This window comes from Candidatus Pseudomonas auctus (genome assembly GCF_048654275.1).
GTDB classification, from domain to species: Bacteria; Pseudomonadota; Gammaproteobacteria; order Pseudomonadales; family Pseudomonadaceae; genus Aquipseudomonas; species Aquipseudomonas pharyngis.
Window position 1 is genome coordinate 198,862 of sequence record NZ_JBJYZK010000006.1, and the last position, 25,795, is coordinate 224,656.

At 61.0% G+C, this 25,795-nt stretch carries 16 protein-coding genes, 2 tRNA genes and 1 riboswitch; of the genes, 16 read left to right on the top strand and 2 right to left on the bottom strand.

The features are described 5' to 3' along the window. The 3 genes from ACKUG4_RS14050 to argR all read left to right on the top strand — a co-directional run bounded on the left by ACKUG4_RS14050 (position 1) and on the right by argR (position 2,993). Positions 1-1,113 (top strand): succinylglutamate desuccinylase/aspartoacylase family protein, encoded by a 1,113-nt coding sequence (locus tag ACKUG4_RS14050; RefSeq protein WP_445434231.1) that lies wholly within the window; start codon positions 1-3, stop codon positions 1,111-1,113. 23 nt (positions 1,114-1,136) lie between these two features. Continuing rightward, a complete protein-coding gene (locus ACKUG4_RS14055) occupies positions 1,137-1,901 on the top strand; it encodes an ABC transporter ATP-binding protein (RefSeq protein WP_003227281.1) in 765 nt (254 codons plus the stop codon). 111 nt (positions 1,902-2,012) lie between these two features. Further along, positions 2,013-2,993 carry a transcriptional regulator ArgR gene (gene argR, locus ACKUG4_RS14060; protein ID WP_085647357.1) on the top strand — a complete coding sequence of 327 codons (981 nt, stop codon included), beginning with the start codon at positions 2,013-2,015 and terminating at the stop codon, positions 2,991-2,993. A 45-nt stretch (positions 2,994-3,038) separates the two neighbouring features. On the opposite strand, the gene ACKUG4_RS14065 is transcribed toward argR, so the two are convergent. Beyond that, on the bottom strand, positions 3,039-10,547 hold the full coding sequence (locus tag ACKUG4_RS14065) for a dermonecrotic toxin domain-containing protein (protein WP_445434232.1): 7,509 nt from the start codon (positions 10,545-10,547) through the stop codon (positions 3,039-3,041). Positions 10,548-11,084: 537 nt separating this feature from the next. Here ACKUG4_RS14065 and ACKUG4_RS14070 point away from each other — a divergent pair. The 7 genes from ACKUG4_RS14070 (at position 11,085) to astE (ending at position 18,951) form a co-directional block, all read left to right on the top strand. Beyond that, complete coding sequence (locus tag ACKUG4_RS14070) at positions 11,085-12,305, top strand: aspartate aminotransferase family protein (protein WP_064598809.1); 1,221 nt, start codon at positions 11,085-11,087, stop codon at positions 12,303-12,305. A 222-nt stretch (positions 12,306-12,527) separates the two neighbouring features. Further along, positions 12,528-13,547, top strand: coding sequence for an arginine/ornithine succinyltransferase subunit alpha (gene aruF / locus ACKUG4_RS14075; RefSeq protein WP_064598807.1), 1,020 nt, complete (start codon positions 12,528-12,530; stop codon positions 13,545-13,547). A 51-nt stretch (positions 13,548-13,598) separates the two neighbouring features. Next, on the top strand, positions 13,599-14,624 hold the full coding sequence (gene aruG / locus ACKUG4_RS14080) for an arginine N-succinyltransferase subunit beta (protein WP_064598805.1): 1,026 nt from the start codon (positions 13,599-13,601) through the stop codon (positions 14,622-14,624). Further along, the gene (gene astD / locus ACKUG4_RS14085; RefSeq protein WP_445434258.1) at positions 14,621-16,090 is read left to right on the top strand and encodes a succinylglutamate-semialdehyde dehydrogenase; all 1,470 of its coding nucleotides are present in this window, start codon (positions 14,621-14,623) and stop codon (positions 16,088-16,090) included. The genes aruG and astD overlap by 4 nt, the downstream gene beginning before the upstream one ends. A 137-nt stretch (positions 16,091-16,227) precedes the next feature. Next, positions 16,228-17,574 (top strand): N-succinylarginine dihydrolase, encoded by a 1,347-nt coding sequence (gene astB / locus ACKUG4_RS14090; RefSeq protein ID WP_064598800.1) that lies wholly within the window; start codon positions 16,228-16,230, stop codon positions 17,572-17,574. Positions 17,575-17,637: 63 nt separating this feature from the next. Next, positions 17,638-17,928 (top strand): hypothetical protein, encoded by a 291-nt coding sequence (locus tag ACKUG4_RS14095; RefSeq protein WP_064598799.1) that lies wholly within the window; start codon positions 17,638-17,640, stop codon positions 17,926-17,928. Positions 17,929-17,940: 12 nt separating this feature from the next. After that, complete coding sequence (gene astE / locus ACKUG4_RS14100; RefSeq protein WP_007951052.1) at positions 17,941-18,951, top strand: succinylglutamate desuccinylase; 1,011 nt, start codon at positions 17,941-17,943, stop codon at positions 18,949-18,951. A gap of 45 nt (positions 18,952-18,996) precedes the next feature. Here astE and ACKUG4_RS14105 read toward each other — a convergent pair whose 3' ends face one another. Then, positions 18,997-19,506, bottom strand: coding sequence for a 6,7-dimethyl-8-ribityllumazine synthase (locus tag ACKUG4_RS14105; protein WP_011335530.1), 510 nt, complete (start codon positions 19,504-19,506; stop codon positions 18,997-18,999). Between the two features lie 102 nt (positions 19,507-19,608). Beyond that, positions 19,609-19,780: riboswitch (FMN riboswitch) on the bottom strand. A 197-nt stretch (positions 19,781-19,977) separates the two neighbouring features. Here ACKUG4_RS14105 and ltaE point away from each other — a divergent pair. The 6 genes from ltaE to ACKUG4_RS14135 all read left to right on the top strand — a co-directional run bounded on the left by ltaE (position 19,978) and on the right by ACKUG4_RS14135 (position 25,795). Then, a complete protein-coding gene (gene ltaE / locus ACKUG4_RS14110) occupies positions 19,978-20,982 on the top strand; it encodes a low-specificity L-threonine aldolase (RefSeq protein ID WP_085610730.1) in 1,005 nt (334 codons plus the stop codon). 146 nt (positions 20,983-21,128) lie between these two features. Continuing rightward, positions 21,129-23,753, top strand: a complete 2,625-nt coding sequence (alaS, locus tag ACKUG4_RS14115) for an alanine--tRNA ligase (protein WP_169431530.1) — start codon at positions 21,129-21,131, stop codon at positions 23,751-23,753. Between the two features lie 90 nt (positions 23,754-23,843). Then, positions 23,844-25,085 (top strand): aspartate kinase, encoded by a 1,242-nt coding sequence (locus ACKUG4_RS14120; protein WP_007951048.1) that lies wholly within the window; start codon positions 23,844-23,846, stop codon positions 25,083-25,085. Positions 25,086-25,272: 187 nt separating this feature from the next. Further along, positions 25,273-25,461: a carbon storage regulator CsrA gene (csrA, locus tag ACKUG4_RS14125; RefSeq protein WP_002554426.1), complete on the top strand. Its 189-nt coding sequence runs from the start codon at positions 25,273-25,275 to the stop codon at positions 25,459-25,461. A gap of 62 nt (positions 25,462-25,523) precedes the next feature. Next, positions 25,524-25,614 (top strand) — tRNA-Ser (locus ACKUG4_RS14130). 107 nt (positions 25,615-25,721) lie between these two features. Continuing rightward, positions 25,722-25,795, top strand: a tRNA-Arg gene (locus ACKUG4_RS14135).

Sequence of the window (25,795 nt, forward strand, 5' to 3'; positions counted from 1 at the left end):
ATGGAACGTATCGACCACGTTCTGCCGTGGAGCCACCTGGGCAGCGAGCGCCGGATTTCGGTTTTTCGCTTCGGCAGCGGCGAGCGCAAGGCCTACATCCAGGCCAGCCTCCACGCTGACGAACTGCCCGGCATGCGCACCGCCTGGGAATTGAAAAAACGCCTCGGCGAACTCGAAGCCAAGGGCCTGCTCAACGGCGTCATCGAGCTGGTGCCGGTGGCCAACCCGCTGGGTCTCGGCCAGTTGTTGCAAGGCAACCATCAGGGCCGCTTCGAGGCCGGCAGCGGCAAGAATTTCAACCGTGATTTCGTCGAGCTCAGCGCCCCCGTGGCCGCCAGGCTGGAAGGACAACTCGGTGATGATCCGCACGCCAACATCCGTCTGATCCGTCAGGCAATGGCCGATCACCTGGCCGCATTGCCCGAGGCCAGCAGCCAGTTGCAAGGCATGCAGCGCATCCTGCTGCAACATGCCGCCACCGCCGATGTGGTGCTGGACCTGCATTGCGACTGCGAAGCCGCGCTGCACATGTACGCCTTGCCGCAACACTGGCCGCAGTGGCGTTCGCTCGCCGCGCACCTGGACGTGAAGGTCGGTTTGCTGGCGGAAGATTCCGGCGGCAGCTCGTTCGACGAGGCCTGTTCGCTGCCGTGGCTGCGCCTGTCGCGGCTGTTCCCGGATGCGCAGATTCCACTGGCGTGCCTGGCGACCACCGTCGAACTCGGCGGTCAGGCTGACACCACGCCGACGCAGGCCGAAGCCTGGGCCGAAGGCATTCTGGCGTTCCTCGCCGAGCAGGGCCTGATCCGTGGCGAGTGGCCGAACGCGGCGCACGAACCATGCGAAGGCATGCCGTTCGAAGGCACCGAAATGCTCCTGCCGCCGCATCCCGGTGTGGTGAGTTTTCTGCGCAAGCCCGGCGAGTGGGTTGAAGCCGGTGACAAGATTTTCGAAGTGATCGATCCGCTGTCGGATCGGGTCAGCACGGTGTGTGCTGGTACGTCCGGGGTGCTGTTTGCCATTGAGCGGCTGCGTTACGCCCAACCCGGTTTCTGGCTGGCCAAAGTGGCAGGGCGCGATGCGCTGCGCGACGGCCCTTTGCTCAACGACTGACTGTTTTTGTGAGAACCGACCGCATGTACAAACTTGAAGTCCAAGACCTGCATAAACGCTATGGCAGTCACGAAGTGCTCAAGGGCGTTTCCCTGAAAGCGGCCGCCGGCGATGTGATCAGCATCATCGGCTCCAGTGGCTCCGGCAAAAGTACTTTCCTGCGTTGCATCAACCTGCTCGAGCAGCCGCACGCGGGCAAGATCCTGCTCAACAACGAAGAGCTGAAACTGGTGGCGAACAAGGACGGCGCGCTGAAAGCCGCTGATCCGAAACAGCTGCAACGCATGCGTTCGCGTCTGTCGATGGTGTTCCAGCACTTCAACCTGTGGTCGCACATGACCGCGCTGGAAAACATCATGGAGGCGCCGGTTCACGTGCTGGGTGTGTCCAAGGCCGAAGCCCGCGAGAAAGCCGAGCACTACCTGAACAAGGTCGGCGTGGCTCACCGTAAGGATGCGTTCCCGGGGCATATGTCCGGTGGCGAGCAGCAGCGTGTGGCAATCGCCCGTGCGCTGGCGATGGAACCGGAAGTGATGCTGTTCGACGAGCCGACTTCGGCCCTCGACCCGGAACTGGTCGGCGACGTGCTGAAAGTCATGCAGGCCCTCGCTCAGGAAGGCCGCACCATGGTGGTGGTGACCCACGAAATGGGCTTCGCCCGTGAAGTGTCGAACCAGTTGGTGTTCCTGCACAAAGGCGTCGTCGAAGAAAGCGGCAACCCGCGTGAAGTGCTGGTCAATCCGCAATCGGAACGTTTGCAACAATTCCTCTCGGGCAGCCTCAAGTAATCGCTCCCGTTATGCACCAGATTAGGTCATGCTGCGCAGCGCGCCAGATGGTCTAATTTGGTTGCAGCCGATTTCGGTTTTTCCCTCTGTTTACGTTTCGGATCGCCCGCCATGACTGCCCATCGAATTGGTTTCCTGATTTGGCCCAGCACTAAAGCTCTGACTTTGGCGCTGGCGGAGGAGGCCTTGCGTGTTGCCCAGCGTGTGCATCCGGACGTGGTTTACGAGCTGTCGTTCCTGCAGGCCGAAGCACCGACCGAAGGTGAGTGGCAACTGCCCGGCGAACCCTGGGCCGGCAAACTCGAAAACTTCCAGAAACTGTTCCTGCTCGCCGATGAGCCACCGACAGCTTTGGCGCCGGCACTCAGCAGCGCGCTCAAGCAACTGGTGCGCGCCGGTTGTGTGATCGGTGGTTTGTCGGCTGGTGTGTATCCGCTGGCGCACCTCGGTCTGCTCGACGGCTATCGCGCAGCGGTGCACTGGCGCTGGCAGGACGATTTCGCCGAGCGCTTCCCGAAAGTCATCGCCACCAGCCATCTGTTCGACTGGGATCGCGATCGGCTGACGGCGTGCGGCGGCATGTCGGTACTCGATTTGTTGTTGGCGGTACTGGCCCGTGACCACGGCGCGGAACTGGCCGGTGCGGTTTCCGAAGAGCTGGTGGTCGAGCGCATCCGTGAAGGTGGTGAGCGTCAGCGCATTCCGTTGCAGAACCGTCTCGGCTCCAGCCATCCGAAGCTCACCCAAGCGGTGTTGCTGATGGAAGCCAACATCGAAGAGCCGCTGACCACCGACGAAATCGCCCAGCATGTGTGCGTGTCCCGTCGCCAGCTGGAGCGGATCTTCAAGCAATACCTCAACCGCGTGCCGAGCCAGTATTACCTGGAACTGCGCCTGAACAAGGCCCGGCAGATGTTGATGCAGACCAGCAAGTCGATCATCCAGATCGGCCTGTCGTGCGGTTTCTCCTCGGGGCCGCATTTCTCCAGCGCCTATCGCAACTTCTTCGGCGCCACGCCGCGGGAAGACCGCAACCAGCGGCGCAGCAGCAGCCCGTTCGAGCTGTCCTCGGTGCCGCCCGAGCGCGGTTGATTCCGGGTATCAGCGCCTCGAGGGCGCTGATACTCCAGGTCTTGCTCAGTCTTCGATATTGACGACGGGCCGTATGACCTGGGGCGGATGATCGAGAATGCCGTCGACGTTCAGGGTGTTGCCCGTCTCCTGGAAATAGGCTCGGATGCGGTTCATCGCACGCATGGAAAAGGGGTTGCCACGTAAATCGTAGCGATCACCGACATAGGCCGGTACCTCCATCAGTTCGTCCGGCATTTCGCTGATTTCATTACCTGACAGATCGATTTCCATCCAGTTGAAGTTGCCAAGCGCACCCCTGGGAATTTCGCGGATGCCGGTCGTGCTCAAGTCCAGATCGGTCAGTGCCTGCAGGTTGCTCAGGTCGGGAGCCAGTCCAAGCGGGTTGTCCTGCAGGTGCAAGAGCTCGAGAGTGTGCAGCCCCGCCAGGCCGTTCACATCTTTTGGCGTCAGGGTGATGTTGCATTCCGGCAGGCTCAGCGACGTCAGACGCCCCATCCTGAAGATGGCTTCGGGGACGGTTCTCAGGTCGTAGCCTCGGATATCGAGGCTATCAAGACTGGGGAACGCCTCCAGGAAACGGCCGATGCGCGGCGAGTGATCGCTGACACTGAGCAGGTACAGATCCGATACGTGGCCGAATTGCGCCGTCAGTGTCGGCAGTTCACCTCGTAGCGGCAGGCTCGACGCGAAGCGGTGATCTTCGATATCCGCGCCTTCCAGCGGTGTCTTGCGCCAGCAGGTCAGCAATTCCTCCTTGAAACGCGCACGGTTTTGCTCTTCTTTCAGGCGCTCCGCGGCGTCGAGTGGCTGGCCGCTGATGTCATTGACCGGCAGGTCGGCCTCCCATGCCGCAAGATCACCCAGCAATGTTGCCAGTTCGGTTTCAAGACGTGTCAGTTCGCTCCGCCCATCCGCCAGCGAGCCGTTCAGTCGGTAGACGAAGGCGCTCGCCTGTTCGTCGTCGAGGGCGGGGTACAGGGTCTGGACTCGGATCAGGTCTGTCATTTCGGCCATGACCCCAAGGTCTTCGCCGTTACGGCGATAGTAAATCTTGATCCGGTCACGGGTGGCGGCATTCAAGGGATTGTCGCCGAAGTCATAGCCATTGCCGACGGCTGCCGGCAAGGCGAAGACATCTTCGGGAAGCTCGGTGATGCGGTTGTTGTTGAGTACAACCGTTTCAAGCGCGGGGTGGTTCAACAGCCCCGCAGGAAGTTCGGTTATGGCCGTCGCCGACAGGTCGAGGTACTCCAGTGCTCGCAGGTTGCGCAAGTCAGGCACCATGCCCAGTGGATTGCGATACAGATCCAGGCTTTTGAGTCGGGTCAGCATTCCAAGAACGGTGTGGCCTTCGCTGTCCAGCACCACGTCGCAGTCGCTCAATGCCAGCTCCTCGAGTGCAGGCATGCGGGTGATCGATTGTGGAATGCGTCCGAGCGCCAGTTCGCGCAGCTCCAGGGTTTCGAGGCCGGGAAAACAGTGCAGAAAGTTGTCATTGATCCGCAGTTGTGAATTGCCATGAAGCGACAGCGCCGTGACGTGGCTGAAGTCAGTGCTCAAGGTGGGCATGTCGCCGATGAACGCAAGATTGAGGCTCAGCGTCACAGCTCGTGTTTCCGGATTCTCCTCCAGTCGCTCGCGCCAGAACGCCTCGAGTTCCAGGCGAAAGGCCTCGCGTTCGGCACGCTCGGTATCGCGTTCGATTTGACTGAGTACTTCATCGGTAGCGGGGAAACGCTCGGGAATATCGCCCACCCAGCGGTGCAGGGCTTCGACCAGTTGCTGCAATTCCGATTCCCAGCGGGCAATCTGCGCACGCCCTTGCTCGATGGTTCCAGGCAGCAGGTACAAGACGCGTTCGGCATCCTCGCGATCCACTGACGGGAACAGTTCTATGAGCCGGTCCAGGTCTTCGTTGGGCATGGAGACGCCGAAGTTTTGCCGGTGCTCCTGGAAGCAGACTTTGACCCGATCGCGAGTGGCCGGGGTCAGCGGGTTGTCGGCGAAGGTGAATTGTCGGGGGGTGTTCACCGGAATATCGAACAGGTCTTCGGGCAGTTCGCTGATCCGGTTGCGATCGAGGATTGCGACAGTCAGGCGCGGGTGTGTGAGCAGGCCGTCCGGCACGCTGGTCAGTTGGGTATCGACCAGACGCAAATGAATCAGTGCCGGCAGGCTGTCGAGAGGCGGAGGCGTACCCAGCGGGTTGCGACTCAGATTCAGATACTGCAGGGCATTCAAAGAGGAAAGGATGGTCTGGCCAGGCGAAGTCAGTGACAACCTGCAGTTTTCCAGGATCAGGCGTTGCAGCGAAGGCATTCGTGCGCAGGCTCGCGGGATCTCTGCGAGGTTGAAATCATGCAGTTCCAGATGATGTAAGCCGGTGAAAGACCCCAGAAAGGCGTCGGTGGCGCTCAGGGTCGTACTTCCATGCACTGACAACTCTGCAATATGGCTGAAGTCCGCCGACAACCGAGGCAGCTCGCCGATGAACGTAAGCGTCGTTATCAGGGTGTCGTGCCGCTGCCTGGGGTTGTCCGAAGACCGCATGTGCCACAACCGCTCCAGTTGGTCGGCAAAGGCTGTTCTCCTGGTGTGCTCGACGAACATCTCTGCCGGGCTCAACGGTTGACCGCTGACCGGATGTGAGGCGGGAATCGCGGTCTTCCATTGTTCGAGGTCCGCGACCAGTTGTTCGATTTCCGCCTTCCAGTGCCTGAGCAGGATGCGGCCCTGTTCCAGGTCGCCGGGCAAGCCATAGAAGACGTCGCTGGCTTCCTCGGTGTCCAGGGCGGGGAACAGGGCTTTGGTGGCTGCGATATCTGCTTCATCGGCAGGTACGCCGAAATCCGGACCGATTTCCCGAGAGTAGGTCTTGATGCGTTCCCGGGTCTCAGCGCTCAGCGGGTTGCCGGAAAAATCAAATCCTTCGCTGACGGTGGCCGGCAGTTGAAAAAAATCCTCGGGAAATTCGCTGATCCGATTGTCACTGACGATGGCCGTTTTGAGGTTCGGATGGCGAGTCATGCCGACTGGCGCTTCGTTGATTCCCGTGCTGGAAAGATCGAGGTAGTTGAGTTGGCTCAAGGCGCCGACATCGGGTGAATCGCCCAATGGGTTGCCGGGCAACTCAAGGGAGTCCAGCGCGGGCATGGCGGCCAGTGCCGCTTGCGCTTCGGCACTGAAGGTCACGCCGCAATTTTTCAGGACCAGCGCTTCGAGAGCTGGAAGGCGGGCGAGCGTTTGCGCAGTCCGGTCAAGGGTGAAATCGCGCAGAACCAGCGTAGTCAACCGCGGGAAACCGGCGAGGAATGAAGATGTGGAGGTGATCGATTTGTTGCCACTCAAGGACAACGTGCGGATGTGGCTGAAGTCCGCGCTCAGCACGGGCATGTCGCCCATGAAGGTTGCCTGCGCATTCAAGGTTTCGGCCCGTACCAGCGGCTGAGTCGTGGAACGGTGGCGCCATAGCCGTTCGAGGCGCCCGGCGAACGTTTCCCTGGCAAAGAGTTCTTCGAGTCGTTCATTGAGGGTCAGTGTCTCGCCACTGAGTGGATTGCGGTCTGGAATGTCCCGGACCCATCTGGCCAGATCTGCGGTCAGACGGGTTATTTCGGCTTCCCATCGTTCCAGCTGAAGCCGGCCTTGGGCGAGAGAGCCTGGAAGTCGGTAAATCAGCTCGCTGGCCTGGCGATCGTTGAGGTCGGTGAACAGCATTTTGGTCCGGTCGATCTCGGGTTGCTCTGGCCGCACGCCCATGTAATTGCCGGTGCGGTTGAAATAGACTTTCACCTGTTCACGCGTAGCACTGGAAAGTGGATTGCCGGCGAAATCGAATGTCGCCCCGGTGCTGGGCGACAGCTCGAACAGCACACCGGGCAGCGAAGTGATCTGATTGCCGGCCAGCCAGGCGCTTCTGATGCGCGGATGATCCAGCAGCCCGCTAGGCAGTGCGGAAATGCCGGTATCCATGAGGTTGAGATAGGTCAGCGCAGAAAGGCCGTTGACGTCCATCGTGATACCCAAGGGGTTACCCTGCAGATCGAGCGCCGTCAGTTCGTTGAGTGACGACAGCAGCAGCTGGTTTTGTGGGGTGAGAACGACGCCACATTGGCGCAGTCTCAGTTGTCGCAGCGAGCGCATCGTCTGGAGACTTTGCGGCAGGTCGTCCAGGTCGAAATGGTTCAGGGCCAGGCGTTGCAAGTTTGGAAAACGCTGGAGAAATGCGTCGACGCCGCCGGGATTGTCTGTGCCGGTCAGTTCCAGGTTGGTGATGTGATCGAAACTGGCGCTCAGGACGGGCAAGTCTCCCGGCAGTGGCTCTGAAAACAACAGACGGAAACCGGTCGCTTCCGGGGTTTCTCTGCGCCAGCATTTACGCAGAAGATGGGCGAACAGTTGGCGGTCGCGCAGGCTGGCCATCTGCCGGGCGAGGGACGCAGAGCCCCCTGTCTCCGGATTGTTGGGAACAGCGGCGTGCATCCACTGATTCAGGTCGCTGTCGAGCTGGGCGTATTCGAGGCTGAGCCGCGACAGTTCTGCATTCGCCCCGTGAGGGTGGGCTTGCAGTCGCGCGACCATGTCCTGCAAGTCGCCCTGCAACAGGCTCGGGTACACCTGCCTGATGCGGTTTTCCAGAGTGCGCGGGGTGCGCGGCGTTTCTCGGGCGTAACCTTGTGCCCCGGTCAGGCGCAGAGTCTCGATGGCCGGCGGGGAAGGGGGTTCGTTGACAATCGTCAGGCGCAGATCATTGCGTGGCAGCGGATTGTCACGCAGGGCCTGCCTGAGCTTTTCACCTTCACCGATGTGCAGGTTCAATGCCTGGCGCTGGGCGTCCGGCAAGGCTTGCAGAACACAGGTGTAGAAATCGGCGGTCCCCTGCAACTCCAGACCGTGCTGGTCATACGGCTTCCATCGACCGTTGGCGTCGAGTACCAGTACCCTCCTGATGGCGGCCGATTCGGGACCCGTGCTGTCGAGCAGTAGTCCTTGCGGGGATCCGGAGCGTACCTCCAGACGCACGTCGCCAGACCAGCCCGGTAATCGCTGGAGGCTGTGCAGCGCCAGGGTGTCGGAGTCGGGGTTGCTCACCGAATCCAGCTCCAGCCCTTCGTAGGCGCGAGTCACCCGCAGTTCATGCCGGGCCTCTTGCGCCAGTTCCTGTTGCCGAGCGGGCCAGTTTCCGGCTTCGATCTCCAACAGTTCCGAACCCGTGGCGGTATTGAGCAGCGCTTCGCTGATTTTTGCGGGCAGGCGGGGTTCGTGCAGGGCCACGGTTCTTGCCAGCGGTTCATCGCGGTGTTGAAGCGTCTGATAGCGCGTCTCGAACAAGGCCGTGCGTTCAGTTGTCGCGATCTGCGTCAGGCGGGCACGCAGGTTTCGGGTGCGTACTTCGAGGGCGATCACCTGGCCGAATTCCTCTTCAAGCAGCGTATTGATTTCGTGGTTGTCGAGTGTCTGCAGCAGAGTCTTGAGCAAGTCGCCGTCGGTCAGTCTGTTCTCATGGATGTCCGTCAGCGGCAACTGTTGATCGGTGGAGGATTGCCAGACGACGTCGCCCTGTTCGCTGAACAGGCGTAGTCGTCTGCCGGAGGGCCACAGGTGCTGATCCTTGAGAAGCTGGAGTTGAATCAGCGGATCGGCGGTGAGGTAATCCTCGGCCTTGCTGCTGCCGATCCGGTCGATGAAATCCTGCAAGTCCCGATCAATCAGAAAACGCTGGAGACTGTCGGCCAGCAAGGGCGGCATGGGCTCGCGGTTCATGTGCATCCTGCGCAGGACGTCTTCGTCGCAACCGCTGACCTGGAGCAGGCGTTCGCGTCGCGCCGGGGGCAACGATTCAACACTTGGACCCAGGCGCTGCAATACCGTCGCTCTGTCCCATTCCATTGGGCGCTCGAGTTCGGTATGGAAGGCGCCTTCACCGTTATGGAAAACGGTCGGGCGATACGCGTCCGGTCGGCTCGGATGTTCGATGTATAACTTGTCCGGCTGTCCCGAATGGCTGACGGCGTAGTGCCCCTGTTCGGCCGGCAGCCATTTGCGGCCTTGATACTCATGCAGGCCGGACGGGTCCGGCACGCTGCGGTCGGGCGGCAGGGCCTGCTGTTCGTAGGGCTTCAGGTCCGGCTTCCAATACAGCGTTTTGCCGTTGCGCAACTTGACGGGCCGGAAACGATCGATGAAGGCCACGACGGGGGCCGGCAGAACCCTGGGAAGTTCGGCCAGGGCGATACTGCCGCCAATGCCGAAAGCGCCGAGTTGCACCAGGGATTCCAGCGCGGCGAAGAGCTGCTCGCCGGCCTCGCTGGCCAATCCTTGAGCCCAATCGACAATGCCCTCGAATACCTCGTCGAGAAATTGATAGGCCATGTAGACCATCATCATTTCACCCAGGAACGGTATGAAGGGCAGCACGACAAACGCGGCAATCTGGAGAATCGATGTCGCCACGCTGACAAAGGAATCCCATCGTGCCCAGCGGGCATTGCGGTCGACGGCCGCGGTCGGGACGGCAAGGGTGGCGGCGTCGTTGAGTATCTTGTTCAGCTTGCGTTGATAAAGGTGTTCCGACAGGTCGCCAGCGATGGCGCTGATCGCCAGCTGCAACTTGGGGTGCTCAATGGGGGTATCGCGCCAGGTGGGCTGAGGGTTGCCGGGTTCGGGGGCGTGCCATTTCACTTGGCTCAGGCGCCGGTTCAGCTCGGAGAAGAATTGCCCCCGCTGGGCATGGGCGACGAATCCGCTGAAAAATTGCTGGTACTGCGGGGAGCGTAACTGACGGGTGAGTTCCTTCTCCAGTTCGGCGGTCGAGGCATAGTATTTGACCGGGTGCTCAGGGTCGCCTGGCACGTAGGCCGCCACGCCTGACGGTGTGCCTGCCTGTTCCAGGTCTGGCGCAAAAATCACGATACCTGCCAGCTCCGCCGACATCATCGTCAGATCGTGACAGCGCAGGGTCTGGCCGTTCACCCGCATGCCCTGCAAACCGTCGCTCAGGCCACCGATCAGGCGATACCAGCGTTCGTCGATATCCCGGTTGAGGCGCGCCAGCTCAAGCGCGGCTTTGAGACCTGCGATCTGGGTCGCTTTGACCTTCGGGGTCAATTCAGCGGCCACGACCGGATCGGAGATGCCGAGGCTGGTTTCAAGGTAGCGCTTGTAGCCGGCACCGATATCCAGCTCCCGGCACAGGCCCGTGAAAGCAGGTATGCCGATTTGTGCGCCGAGCGCCGGCCGTGTCTCGAACTGTCCTGTGGCCGACGGTTTGCTGATGAAGCAGGAGTCGCTGTCGTAGGCGTCGGCTCGTGTTTCATGTTCTTCGAAGTTGTGCAGCGCCGCGTCCAGCAAGGAAACCGTCCAGACCCGTACGCCGGTGCGGATGGAAAGGCCGGGCGGCGTGATCGGAATATAGAGGCGCAGGAAAGTTGCCCTCACGTCCAGCTCAAGTCCGTAGCGTGATTTCAACCCGGTTTTCAACAAGGGTTCGGCAAAAGTGTGGGCGTCCTGCACGCCTTCCAGCAACTGATCGACACTGTTTTGCACCTGCATGTGATCTGCGATGGCGGCGCGTAGCGCGAGGTGTTGTGCCCGTGGTGCCAACTTGAATGTGTCGGGAATTGTTCTGCGCGCATTTTTCAGTGCGTCGCGCCTGGTCTGCGAAGACTTGCCCAGCCATTCAGGGATGCCATTGAGAAGGGGTTGATAGTGTGGCGGCGAATGAAGCGGGGCGTACTCGGAAGCCAGAGGAGGCACGGGTGGTTTTTCGGTCGGTGATTGCATGGTGATTGCGCCTTGGCGTCTGGAAAAGTGCCAAGCGAATCAAAATGCGCACGATGAAGTGCGGTACATAGTTATCGCAGCGACAAGCTGTGGAATTGATATCCTCGCAGGCCTGCTGCAATTGTCGTCGACGGTTTAAACTGCGCCTTTGCGACGGTATATGTCGCATTGCCGTAAACCCGGGAAAATCCGGGGTTTGCGCTATAAGAAGTTGTCGCTTGGCGGCAAGGCCGGGCTGAAAACTGTCCTTACAATCCCCCCATCGCTCGCCAGTTTCAGGCGGGTGGCCCTCATCAGGAGACTCCGATGTCCGTTGAGCACGCTGCGGTACAACGCGCCGATTTCGACCAGGTTATGGTTCCCAACTACGCGCCTGCCGCTTTCATTCCGGTGCGTGGCGCCGGTTCCCGCGTCTGGGATCAGGCCGGCCGCGAGCTGATCGACTTCGCCGGCGGTATCGCCGTCAACGTATTGGGTCACGCGCATCCGGCGCTGGTCGGTGCCTTGACCGAGCAAGCGAACAAGCTGTGGCACGTGTCCAACGTGTTCACCAACGAGCCGGCCCTGCGTCTGGCGCACAAGCTGATCGACGCCACCTTTGCCGAGCGCGTGTTCTTCTGCAACTCCGGCGCCGAAGCCAACGAGGCCGCCTTCAAGCTGGCCCGTCGCGTTGCGTTCGACCGTTTCGGCACCGAAAAGTACGAAATCATCGCCGCGCTCAACAGCTTCCACGGCCGTACTTTGTTCACCGTGAACGTCGGTGGCCAGTCGAAGTACTCCGACGGTTTCGGCCCGAAAATCACCGGCATCACCCACGTGCCGTACAACGATCTGGCAGCGCTGAAAGCCGCTGTTTCGGACAAGACCTGCGCGGTCGTTCTGGAGCCGATCCAGGGTGAAGGCGGCGTGCTGCCGGCCGAGCTGGCTTACCTGCAAGGCGCCCGTGAACTGTGCGACGCGAACAACGCGCTGCTGGTGTTCGACGAAGTGCAGACCGGCATGGGCCGCACCGGCAACCTGTTCGCCTACCAGCATTTCGGTGTGGTACCGGACATTCTGACCAGCGCCAAGAGCTTGGGCGGCGGTTTCCCGATCGCCGCGATGCTGACCACCGAAGCGCTGGCCAAGCATCTGGTCGTCGGCACTCACGGCACCACTTACGGCGGCAACCCGCTGGCGTGCGCCGTGGCTGAGGCAGTGATTGACGTGATCAACACCCCTGAGGTGCTGAACGGCGTCAACGCCAAGCACGACAAGTTCAAGACCCGCCTGCAGCAGATCGGCGAGAAGTACGGCCTGTTCACCCAGGTGCGCGGTCTCGGTCTGCTGATCGGTTGCGTGCTGAGCGATGCCTGGAAAGGCAAGGCCAAGGACATCTTCAACGCCGCCGAACAAGAGGGCCTGATGATTCTGCAGGCCGGCCCGGACGTGATCCGTTTCGCCCCGAGCCTGGTGGTTGAAGACGCGGACATCGACGCCGGTCTGGATCGCTTCGAACGCGCTGCCGCGAAACTGACGCAAGCCTGATAGCCCCTTCGGCGCCTGACTTGATCAGGCGCCGAACCCAATTTTGATGCCGGGCAAAATCAAATGTGGGAGCAGGCTTGCTCGCGAAAGCGGTGGTCAGACAGCGAAAATGTTGACTGACAATCCGCTTTCGCGAGCAAGCCCGCTCCCACACTGATCTCTGTGTATGCAGTAGCTGCCCGGTTATTTTTCTGTGAATTGATAAGAGAAAGGAGTGACACCATGCTGGTGATGCGCCCCGCGCAAATGGCTGATCTGGGCGAGGTACAGCGTCTGGCTGCGGATAGCCCGATTGGTGTCACTTCCTTGCCGGATGACGTTGAGCGCCTGAGCGACAAGATCGCTGCGAGCGAAGCCTCGTTTGCCGCCGAAGTGAGCTTCAACGGCGAAGAGAGTTACTTCTTCGTCCTCGAAGACACTGCCACCGGCAAACTGGTGGGCTGCTCGGCAATCGTCGCGTCGGCCGGTTACTCCGAGCCGTTCTACAGCTTTCGCAACGAGACCTTCGTGCATGCTTCCCGCGAGCTGAAGATCCACAACAAGATCCACGTCCTCTCGCAATGCCACGATCTGACCGGTAACAGCTTGCTGACCAGTTTCTACGTGCAGCGCGAGCTGGTGGGTTCGCCTTGGGCCGAGCTCAACTCCCGTGGCCGTCTGCTGTTCGTCGCCAGCCACCCTGAGCGGTTCGCCGATTCGGTGGTGACCGAGATCGTCGGTTACAGCGACGAGAACGGCGACTCGCCATTCTGGGATGCCATCGGTCGCAACTTCTTCGACCTGAACTACGCCGAGGCCGAGCGCCTGTGTGGCCTGAAAAGCCGTACGTTCCTCGCCGAGCTGATGCCGCATTACCCGATCTACGTGCCGCTGCTGCCGGACTCCGCTCAGGAAGCGATGGGCCAGGTACACCCGCGCGCGCAGATCACCTTCGACATTCTGATGCGCGAAGGCTTCGAGACCGATCACTACATCGACATCTTTGACGGTGGCCCGACCCTGCATGCGCGTGTTTCGGGGATCCGTTCGATCGCCCAGAGCCGTGTGGTGCCGGTGAAGCTCGGCGAGCCGGTCAAAGGTGCCGGTCGCCAGTATCTGGTGGCCAATGCCCAGTTGCAGGATTACCGCGCGGTATTGCTCGAGCTGGATTACGCGCCGGGCAAACCGGTGACCCTGGATCTGGAAGCGGCCGAAGCCCTGGGCGTCGGTGAAGGTGCCAGCGTGCGCCTGGTGGCGGTTTAACGCCTTAGCGAGTTTCACGGGTGGCCACGGCGGCCCGTTTGAGGAGATAGCATGATTGTTCGTCCCGTACGCAGCAGCGATTTGTCCGCTCTGATCGACCTGGCCCGCAGCACCGGCACCGGCCTGACCACCTTGCCGGCCAACGAAGAGCGCCTGACCCACCGGGTCGGCTGGGCCGAGAAGACCTTTCGCGGTGAAGCCGGCCGTGGCGACGCGGACTACCTGTTCGTGCTCGAAGACGACAACGGTCGCGTGGTGGGGATTTCCGCCATCGCCGGCGCTGTCGGTCTGCGTGAGCCTTGGTACAACTTCCGCGTCGGCCTGACCGTCAGCGCCTCGCAGGAGCTGAACATCTATCGCGAGATCCCGACGCTGTTCCTGGCCAACGACCTGACCGGCAACTCCGAGCTGTGCTCGCTGTTCCTGCACGCCGATTACCGCACCGGCCTCAACGGCCGCATGTTGTCCAAGGCGCGGATGCTGTTCATCGCCGAATTCCCGCAACTGTTCGGCAACAAGATAATCGCCGAGATGCGCGGCGTGTCGGATGACGCCGGCCGTTCGCCGTTCTGGGAAAGCCTGGGCCGGCACTTCTTCAAGATGGAATTCAGTCAGGCCGATTACCTGACCGGCGTCGGCAACAAGGCGTTCATCGCCGAACTGATGCCGAAATTCCCGCTGTACACCTGCTTCCTGTCGCCGGACGCGCGCAACGTCATCGGCCAGGTGCACCCGGACACTGAGCCTGCGCTGGCGATGCTCAAGAGCGAAGGCTTCAGCTATCAGGGTTACGTCGACATCTTCGACGCCGGCCCGGCCATCGAGTGCGAGACCAGCAAGATCCGCGCGGTGCGTGACAGCGAAGCGCTGGTGCTGGCCATCGGCACGCCGGGCGACGACGCCACGCCGTTCATCATCCATAACCGCAAACGCGAAGATTGCCGCATCACGGCTGCGCCGGCCCGTCTGGCCGCCGGCACCCTGGTGGTCGATCCGCTGACCGCCAAACGTCTTCAACTCAACGCTGGCGATCAGGTGCGCGCCGTGGCGTTGTCCGCTGCCCGGGAGTCGAAATAATGAATTCGCTATACATCGCAGGTGAGTGGCTGGCCGGTCAGGGCGAGGCCTTTCAATCGTTGAACCCGGTGACCCAGCAAGTGCTGTGGTCGGGGGAGGGCGCCACCGCCGCTCAGGTCGAGTCGGCCGTGCAGGCTGCGCGTCAGGCATTCCCAAGCTGGGCCCGTCGTACCCTGGAAGATCGCATCAGCGTGCTCGAAGCGTTCGCCGCTGCACTGAAAAATCACGCCGACGAACTGGCCCGCACCATCGGTGAGGAAACCGGCAAACCGCTGTGGGAAGCCGCGACCGAAGTCACCAGCATGGTCAACAAGATCGCGATCTCGGTGCAGAGCTACCGCGAACGTACCGGCGAGAAGAGCGGCCCGTTGGGCGACGCCACCGCCGTGTTGCGCCACAAGCCCCACGGCGTGGTCGCGGTGTTCGGCCCTTACAACTTCCCTGGTCATTTGCCGAACGGCCACATCGTGCCGGCGCTGCTGGCCGGTAACAGCGTGCTGTTCAAGCCAAGCGAGCTGACCCCGAAAGTCGCCGAGCTGACGGTCAAGTGCTGGATCGAAGCCGGTCTGCCGGCCGGTGTCCTGAACCTGCTGCAAGGCGCCCGCGAAACCGGTATCGCACTGGCGGCGAACCCGGGTATCGACGGTCTGTTCTTCACCGGTTCCAGCCGTACCGGCAATCACCTGCATCAGCAATTCGCCGGTCGTCCGGACAAGATTCTTGCGCTGGAAATGGGCGGCAACAACCCGTTGGTGGTCGATCAGGTCGCTGATCTTGATGCGGCGGTTTACACGATCATTCAGTCGGCGTTCATTTCCGCCGGTCAGCGTTGCACTTGCGCCCGGCGTCTGCTGGTGCCGCAAGGCGCGTGGGGCGACAGCCTGCTCAAGCGTCTGGTGGAAGTCAGCTCGACCATCGAGGTCGGCGCGTTCGACCAGCAGCCGGCGCCGTTCATGGGCTCGGTGGTTTCCCTTGGCGCGGCGAAAGCGTTGATGGATGCCCAGGCGCATCTGCTGGCCAATGGCGCAGTGTCGCTGCTGGCGATGACTCAACCGCAGGCGCAGTCGGCGCTGCTGACTCCGGGCATCGTTGATGTGACGGCGGTTGCCGATCGTTCCGACGAAGAACTGTTCGGTCCGCTGCTGCAAGTAATTCGCTACAGCGATTTCGAAGCCGCGATTGCCGAAGCCAACAACACCGCATTCGGTCTGGCCGCTGGCCTGCTGTCGGATTCCGAAGAGCGCTATCAGCAGTTCTGGCTGGAAAGCCGTGCCGGGATCGTCAACTGGAACAAGCAACTGACGGGGGCTGCGAGCAGCGCACCGTTCGGCGGTGTCGGCGCTTCGGGCAACCATCGCGCCAGCGCCTACTACGCGGCGGATTACTGCGCGTACCCGGTGGCCTCGCTGGAAACCCCGAGCCTGGTGTTGCCGGCGGCCCTGACGCCTGGCGTGAAGATGGCGTGATGCTAATCGCTGGCAAGCCAGCTCCCACAAGGGCGATGAGATCCCTGTGGGAACTGGCTTGCCAGCGATGGCCGCGCCGCGGTCTCAAAGAATAGTTACTGAAGCCTATAACAACAGATTCTCGTGGAGCCTCGCTGATGAAATCCTATGAAGTCAATTTTGACGGTCTAGTGGGGCCGACCCATAACTACGGTGGTCTGTCCTACGGCAACGTTGCGTCTCAGAGCAACAGCCAGCAATCCTCGAACCCCAAGGAAGCGGCGCTGCAAGGCCTGGCGAAAATGAAAGCGCTGATGGAAATGGGCTTTCAGCAAGGCGTGCTCGCGCCGCAGGAGCGTCCGGACGTGGCTGCCTTGCGCCGTTTGGGTTTCAGCGGTACCGACGCTCAGGTGATCGAGCGCGCCGCCAAAGAAGCGATGCCGTTGCTGGTCGCCAGTTGCTCGGCGTCGAGCATGTGGGTAGCCAACGCCGCCACGGTCAGCCCGAGTGCCGACACTGCTGACGGTCGCGTGCATTTCACCGCCGCCAACCTGAACTGCAAATACCACCGCAGCATCGAACACCCGACCACCAGTCGCGTGCTGGGCGCAATGTTCGCCAACCAGCAACACTTCGCTCACCACGCCGCATTGCCGGCGGTGGCGCAGTTCGGCGACGAAGGCGCAGCGAACCACACCCGTTTCTGCCGTGAGTACGGCGAGGCTGGTGTCGAGTTCTTCGTGTTCGGTCGCAGTGCGTTCGACACTCGCTACCCGGCACCGCAGAAATACCCGGCGCGCCAGACCCTCGAAGCGTCGCAGGCGGTTGCCCGTCTGCACGGCCTGCGTGATGACGGCGTGGTCTACGCGCAGCAGAATCCGGCCGTTATCGACCAGGGCGTGTTCCACAACGACGTGATCGCGGTGGGCAACGGCGAGGTGCTGTTCTATCACGAGGACGCGTTCCTCGACACCGATCAGATGCTGGCCGAACTGCAAGCCAAACTGGCCAAGGTCGGCGGCAAGTTCCAGTCGGTCTGTGTGCCGCGTTCGGCGGTCACCGTGGACGACGCCGTGCGTTCCTACCTGTTCAACAGCCAGCTGCTGTCGCGCCCTGATGGTTCGATGCTGCTGATCGTGCCGGAAGAATGCCGTGGCAACGAGCGCGTGTGGAATTACCTTCAAGGCCTGACCAGCTCCGGCGGCCTGATCCGTGAAGTGAAAGTCTTCGACCTCAAGCAAAGCATGCAGAACGGCGGTGGCCCGGCGTGCCTGCGACTGCGCGTCGCGCTCAACGAAACCGAGCTAGCGGCCGTCAACCCAGGGGTTATCATGACCGCCCCGTTGTACGGTTCGTTGACCGCATGGGTTGAAAAGCACTACCGCGACCGCCTGACCGAAAGCGATCTGGCGGATCCGCAGTTGCTGCTTGAATGCCGGACGGCACTGGATGAACTGACGCAAATCCTTAAACTGGGCGCGGTTTATCCATTCCAGATCAATTGATGGCCGGCGCGCCGCCTGAACGCGGCGCGCGGCTTTTCTCCCCCAACAGAGCGTAAAAAAGACATGAGCGATTCCCTGCGGCTGATCCTTGAAGACACCGACGGCAAGCAACTGGAAACTTCCTGCACCCGCGTCGCGGTCATGTGGCAAGGCAAAGAGCTGTGGATCCAGCAGGACGGCCGTGGCCAACTGCTGATCGGCGTGGACGTCGAAGAGGGCGACGAAGAGTACGCCAACCTGCTGTTGCGCCCATTGGCGACTAATCTGGTAAGTCTGCAACTGGAGATGGAACCGGCTGACCTCGGCGACGACGACGGCCACGTGCACGGCCCGGATTGCAACCACGACCACTAAGGAAACCGCTCTATGCTCGCCCTCGGCAAACTGCTTGAACTGACCCTCGCCGGCCGCGAACCGGCGGAGAAGACTCAACTGACTGTCGAAGGCGTGCGCATGCGCTGGTTGAGCGAGGGTGCGCTGGAAGTCCGGCCACCCGAAGCGCGCGATAACGGCTTGGACCTGCTGCTGTCGGCAGGCATCCACGGTAATGAAACGGCACCGATCGAATTGCTCGACCGGCTGCTGCATGACATCGCTCGCGGCGACCTGAAGCCGCGTGCACGTATTCTGTTTCTGTTCGGCAACCCGGAAGCGATTCGCAAGGGCGAGCGTTTCGTCGAGCAGGACGTCAATCGGCTGTTCAATGGCCGTCACGAACAAAGCAGCGGTTCCGAAGCCCTGCGTGCCTGCGAACTGGAACGGCTGGCGGCGAGTTTCTTCAGCCTTCCTGACCGTCAGCGCCTGCACTACGACCTGCACACGGCGATTCGCGGTTCGAAGATCGAGCAGTTCGCTTTGTATCCGTGGAAGGAAGGTCGCCAGCATTCCCGTCTTGAACTGGCCCGTCTGCGCGCCGCCGGCATGGAAGCGGTGCTGTTGCAGAACAAGCCGTCGATCGTGTTCAGCTCCTACACCTACGACAAGCTGGGGGCCGAGTCCTTCACGCTGGAACTGGGCAAGGCGCGGCCATTCGGGCAGAACGCCGGGGTCAATGTGTCGCTGCTGGAAACCCGTCTGAAGCAGATCATCGAAGGCACCGAGCCGGAGATGGCCGAGCAGGGCCTGGACGGTCTGCAACTGTTCAGCGTGGCCCGGGAAATCATCAAGCACAGCGATGCGTTCCGCCTGAACTTGCCAGCGGACATCGAAAACTTTTCGGAACTGGATGTGGGTTATGTGCTGGCCGAAGACCTGGCCAATACCCGCTGGATCATCGAAGAGCAGGGCGCGCGGATTATCTTCCCCAATCCCAAGGTCAAGAACGGCCTGCGAGCGGGCATTCTGATCGTGCCGACCACTGACGAAAATCTTGCCTGAAACTGAATCTCCCCCGCGCAGCGCGCGGGGGAGATCGTTATTTCATCAGACCGCTACAGCACGCGGCTCGGTGCGGCGCAACGCACGCACTTTCTGCAACGTATCGGCGCAGGTCTTCGCCGCTTCCTGACCCTTGTGCACGAAATGCTCGAAGAAGAACTTCTGGTGTTCTTCGCCGGCATGGAAGTGGTGCGGGGTCAGCGACACCGAAAACACCGGTACTTCGGTTTCCAGCTGCACCTGCATCAGGCCGCTGACCACCGACTGGGCGACGAACTCGTGACGGTAGATCCCGCCGTCCACCACCAGCGCCGCCGCGACGATACCGGCATAACGACCGGTCTTGGCCAGCAGCTTGGCGTGCAGAGGCATTTCAAAGGCGCCGCCGACTTCGAAGAAATCGATGTCCGATTCCTGATAACCCTGAGCGATCATTTCGGCGAGGAAGCCTTTACGGCTCTGGTCGACGATTTCCTTGTGCCAGCAGGCCTGGATGAACGCGACGCGCTCGCCGTGGGTGTGTTTGCTTTTGCTGTCGATAGCGGTGGGTTGCATGTTCTGACTCCTGTTTGTGTGAAAAACAGGGCGTTATGAATCGAAAGGGATTCAAGGGTACGCACGCTCGCGCATACACGGCGGACGGCCCTTTGGCGTCAATCCCGTTCTCTCTTCATCCGGACTGTGACCGTCGGCCCCGGAATCACACCGGGTCTGCTGACCTTGCCGGCGCTCACGGCTTTTGCCGTGCTCGTCACCAAGCGCTCGCGGGCTATGCGCATTGCGCGCAATTACCGCCGGTGGGGAATTGCACCCCGCCCTGAGAACGTTTCGCCGCCCTTTATCGGGCGGCGCAGCGTTTTTAACACAGATTGCCAGGCCGCGCATTGCGCCTTTGTGATGATTGCCATCGGATTATTCGAAGCGTGAAAACGACTTTTCCTTGCGCAAGGGTTGATTAATCCGCGCCATGCCCGCAGTAATTCGTCTTCGAAAAGGGATTTTCCCTGCTGACTTGAGGCCAGGTTCATGAGCGTTATCGATCTTCGCAGCGACACCGTCACTCAACCGACCCCCGCCATGCTCGACGCGATGACCCGCGCCGACACCGGAGATGACGTGTATGGCGAAGATCCGACGGTCAATCGTCTGGAAGCCGAATTGGCAAAACGGCTGGGTTTTGCTGCGGCGCTGTTTGTCCCGACCGGCACCATGAGCAATTTGCTGGGCTTGATGGCGCACTGCGAGCGTGGTGACGAGTACATCGTCGGCCAGCAGGCGCACACCTATAAGTACGAGGGTGGCGGCGCAGCGGTGCTCGGCTCGATCCAGCCACAGCCGCTGGAAGTGCAGGCCGATGGCTCGCTGGACCTGGACCAGGTGGCAGCGGCGATCAAGCCTGATGACTTCCACTTCGCCCGCACCCGCCTGCTGGCGCTGGAAAACACCATGCAGGGCAAAGTGCTGCCGCTGGACTATCTGGCCCGGGCCCGCCAGTTCACTCAGGACAATGGCCTTCAGCTGCATCTGGACGGCGCGCGGCTGTATAACGCGGCGGTCAAGCTCGGAGTCGATGCACGGGAAATCACCCAGTATTTCGATTCGGTCTCGGTGTGCCTGTCCAAAGGCCTTGGCGCGCCGGTCGGGTCGGTGCTGTGCGGTTCGTCGGCGTTGATTGCAAAGGCCCGGCGCCTGCGCAAAATGGTCGGTGGCGGCATGCGTCAGGCTGGATTGCTGGCGGCGGCGGGGCTGTATGCGCTGGATCACAATGTCGAACGTCTGGCCGATGACCATGCCAACGCACAGTTGCTGGCTGAAGGCTTGCGCGAGGCCGGTTTCAGTGTCGAGCCGGTGCAGACCAACATGGTTTACGTGCAGATGGGCGACCGTGCCGAGGCGATCAAGGCATTTGCCGCCGAGCGCGGGATCAAGTTGAGCGCTGCCGCCCGTCTGCGGATGGTCACGCACATGGACGTCAATCGCTCGCAAATCGAGCAAGTGATCGCGACATTCGTCGAGTTTTCGCGCAAGTGACAGCGTTAGCGGCCCAATTGACCGTTTCTATCGTATAAACACGCTGTACCCCGCGCGCAGGGCCGATATAATGCGGCCCTTTGCCGTCGTTTCGTCTGTTGACGTTTCGTACAGGCCTTTGGCCGCAGCCTCCGTGGAAGAACCTAATGAAAAGCGCAGAAATCCGTGAAGCCTTCCTTCGCTTCTTCGAAGAGCAAGGCCACACCCGTGTAGCCTCCAGCTCTTTGATTCCGGGCAACGACCCCACCCTGCTGTTCACCAACGCGGGGATGAACCAGTTCAAGGACTGCTTCCTGGGCCAGGAAAAGCGCGCGTACACCCGCGCCGTCTCCAGCCAGAAATGCGTGCGCGCCGGCGGCAAGCACAACGACCTGGAAAACGTCGGTTACACCGCCCGTCACCACACCTTCTTCGAAATGCTGGGTAACTTCAGCTTCGGCGATTACTTCAAGCGTGATGCCATCACCTACGCCTGGAACTTCCTGACCTCCGAAAAGTGGCTGAACCTGCCGAAGGAAAAGCTGTGGGTCACCGTCTACGCCAGCGATGACGAGGCTTACGACATCTGGACCAAGGAAGTCGGTGTGCCGGCCGAGCGCATGGTGCGCATCGGCGACAACAAAGGCGCGCCTTACGCGTCCGACAACTTCTGGACCATGGGCGATACCGGCCCGTGCGGTCCTTGCACCGAGATTTTCTACGATCACGGCGCCGACATCTGGGGCGGCCCACCGGGCTCGCCGGAAGAAGACGGCGACCGTTACATCGAAATCTGGAACAACGTGTTCATGCAGTTCAACCGCACCGCCGATGGCGTGTTGCACCCGCTGCCAGCCCCGTCGGTGGACACCGGCATGGGTCTTGAGCGGATCAGTGCCGTGCTGCAGCACGTTCACTCGAACTATGAAATCGACCTGTTCCAGAGCCTGCTGGCCGCATCGGCCAAGGCTATCGGTTGCAGCAACGACAATCAGGCGTCGCTGAAAGTCGTGGCGGACCACATCCGTTCCTGCGGCTTCCTGATTGCCGATGGGGTGCTGCCGTCCAACGAAGGTCGCGGTTACGTGCTGCGCCGGATCATCCGTCGCGCCTGCCGTCACGGCAACAAGCTGGGCGCCAAGGGCAGCTTCTTCTACCAGATCGTTGCCGCACTCGTGGCCGAGATGGGCGAAGCGTTCCCGGAGCTGAAATCCCAGCAGGCGCATATCGAGCGCGTACTGAAGGCCGAAGAAGAGCAGTTCGCCAAGACCCTGGAGCAGGGCCTGAAAATCCTCGAGCAGGATCTGGCCGAGCTCAAAGGCGACGTGGTGCCGGGCGACGTGGTGTTCAAACTCTACGACACCTACGGTTTCCCGATGGACCTGACTGCGGACATCGCCCGCGAGCGCAGCCTGACCATCGACGAAGCCGGTTTCGAGCGTGAAATGGAAGCCCAGCGCGTCCGTGCACGTTCCGCCAGCTCGTTCGGTCTGGACTACAACAGCCTGGTCAAGGTAGACGTCGACACCGAATTCACCGGTTACCACGCCACCAGCGGTTCGGCGAAAGTCGTTGCTCTCTATAAAGATGGCCAGTCAGTGGACGTCTTGAGTGAAGGGCAGGAAGGCGTTGTGGTTCTGAACCAGACCCCTTTCTACGCCGAATCCGGCGGCCAGGTCGGCGATTGCGGTTACCTGCAGGCCGGCAACAGCCGTTTCGACGTGCGCGACACCACCAAGACCGGCGGCGCGTTCCTGCACCACGGTGTACTGGCGTCGGGCAGCCTGATCGTTGGCGCACCGGTGGAAACCCACGTCGAAGCCGACGTGCGTCACGCCACTTCGCTGAACCACTCGGCCACTCACTTGCTGCACGCTGCGCTGCGCAAAGTGCTGGGCGACCACGTTCAACAGAAGGGCTCGCTGGTCGACAGTCAGCGCCTGCGTTTCGACTTCAGTCACTTCGAAGCGATCAAGCCTGAGCAGATCAAGGCGCTGGAAGACATCGTCAACGCCGAGATCCGCAAGAACTCCGCCGTTGAAACCGAAGAAACCGACATCGAAACCGCCAAGCAGAAAGGCGCGATGGCGCTGTTCGGCGAGAAGTATGGCGACAACGTGCGCGTGCTGAGCATGGGCGGTGATTTCTCCGTCGAACTGTGCGGCGGTATCCACGCCAACCGTACCGGCGACATCGGCCTGCTGAAAATCATCAGCGAAGGCGGTGTGGCATCGGGCGTGCGTCGTATCGAAGCGGTCACTGGCGCTGCGGCGCTGGCTTACTTGAACGCTGCTGAAGAACAACTCAAGGAAGCGGCCAGCCTGGTCAAGGGCAGCCGCGACAACCTGATCGACAAGCTGTCGGCGGTGCTGGAGCGCAACCGTGCGCTTGAAAAGCAGCTCGAGCAGTTGCAGGCCAAGGCTGCCGCCGCTGCGGGCGATGATCTGTCGGCCTCGGCTGTGGACGTCAAGGGCGTGAAAGTGCTGGCCGTGCGTCTGGATGGTCAGGACGGCAAGGCGCTGCTGGCGCTGGTCGATCAGCTGAAAAACAAACTCGGCCGCGCAGTGATCCTGCTCGGCAGTGTCCATGAGGAAAAGGTCGTACTGGTCGCAGGCGTGACCAAGGACCTGACTGGCCAACTCAAAGCCGGTGATTTGATGAAACAGGCTGCTGCGGCAGTGGGCGGGAAGGGCGGTGGTCGTCCGGACATGGCGCAGGGCGGCGGTGTCGACGCCGGCGCACTGGATAGCGCACTGGCGCTGACCGTTCCATTCGTCGAGCAGGGTTTATAAGACGGCCCGTCGGGCCCGCAGTCTAGTGGCGGGCCCGGCGGCTGTTCGAGTGATTATTGGGCGCCCTTCATGGGCAGAGGCGGCTTTGAAATGGCTTTGATCGTACAGAAATTTGGAGGCACCTCGGTCGGCACTGTCGAGAGAATCGAGCAGGTCGCCGACAAGGTTAAGAAATTCCGCGATGCCGGCGATGACCTGGTGGTTGTGCTGTCTGCAATGAGCGGCGAGACCAACCGTCTGATCGATCTGGCCAAGCAAATCAGTGGCGAAGATCAACCGGTTCCGCGCGAACTGGATGTGATCGTTTCCACAGGTGAGCAGGTGACGATCGCCCTGTTGGCCATGGCGCTGATCAAGCGCGGTGTGCCGGCGGTGTCGTACACCGGCAACCAGGTGCGGATCCTGACGGACAGTGCGCACAATAAAGCGCGTATCTTGCAGATCGATGACCAGAAGATTCGCGGTGACCTGAAAGCAGGTCGTGTGGTGGTGGTCGCCGGTTTCCAGGGCGTCGACGAGCACGGCAACATCACGACCCTGGGTCGTGGCGGTTCCGACACCACCGGCGTGGCGCTGGCCGCTGCGCTGAAGGCTGATGAGTGCCAGATCTACACCGACGTCGATGGTGTCTATACCACTGACCCGCGCGTGGTATCGGTTGCTCAGCGTCTGGACAAGATCACCTTCGAAGAGATGCTGGAAATGGCCAGCCTCGGTTCCAAGGTGTTGCAGATCCGCGCGGTGGAGTTCGCCGGCAAGTACAACGTTCCGCTGCGCGTACTGCACAGCTTCAAGGAGGGTCCGGGCACCCTCATTACTATTGATGAAGAGGAAACCATGGAACAGCCGATCATTTCCGGCATCGCTTTCAATCGCGATGAAGCCAAGCTGACCATCCGTGGCGTGCCAGACACCCCGGGCGTGGCGTTCAAGATTCTCGGCCCGATCAGTGCCGCGAACATCGAAGTCGACATGATCGTGCAGAACGTCGCGCACGATAACACTACCGACTTCACCTTCACCGTGCACCGCAACGACTACCAGTCCGCGCAAACCGTGCTGGAAAACACCGCTCGCGAGATCGGTGCCCGTGAAGTGGTTGGCGACACCAAGATTGCCAAGGTCTCGATCGTCGGCGTCGGCATGCGTTCCCACGCAGGCGTGGCCAGCCGCATGTTTGAATCCCTGGCAAAGGAAAGCATCAACATCCAGATGATCTCGACCTCGGAAATCAAGGTTTCCGTGGTGATCGAAGAGAAGTACCTGGAACTGGCTGTGCGCGCCCTGCACACGGCTTTCGAGCTCGACGCTCCGGCCCGTCAGGGCGAGTGATGCGTTGTCTGAAGGGCGCGGTCTGACCGCGCCCTTTATTTTTTGAATGGCGCGAGCCCCCGAACTGTTCTTTTGCTCGCGCTGGTCAATACTCAGGCATGTAGGGCTACGATCGCTCCGGTTGTAGGTCGGGTGCCTTTTTTTTGCAGACTGTTGTCCCTGAAATGATTCGCGTGAGGAGAAAGGTATGCTGATTCTGACTCGTCGGTGCGCAGAAAGCCTGATTATCGGTGATGGCGAAATCACCGTGACCGTGCTCGGCGTTAAAGGAAATCAAGTGCGTATCGGCGTCAACGCCCCGAAAGAGGTGGCCGTGCACCGTGAAGAAATCTATCTGCGTATAAAGAAAGAGAAGGACGAAGAACCAAGCCATTAATTTTTATCGATTTTTATGTTTGCAAACGGGGAAGAAGGTGGTTAATATACGCCCCGTGTTGCGGAGAGCTGGCCGAGTGGCCGAAGGCGCTCCCCTGCTAAGGGAGTACACCTCAAAAGGGTGTCGGGGGTTCGAATCCCCCGTTCTCCGCCATTATTTGCTTAGTACGTTGTAATCTGGCTTTTTCTGTAAGTTGTTGAATTTATTAGAAAAAGTGGTTGGAATAGAGATTAGACGGGCTATAATGCGGCGCAACAAATGCACTCGTAGCTCAGCTGGATAGAGTACTCGGCTACGAACCGAGCGGTCACAGGTTCGAATCCTGTCGAGTGCA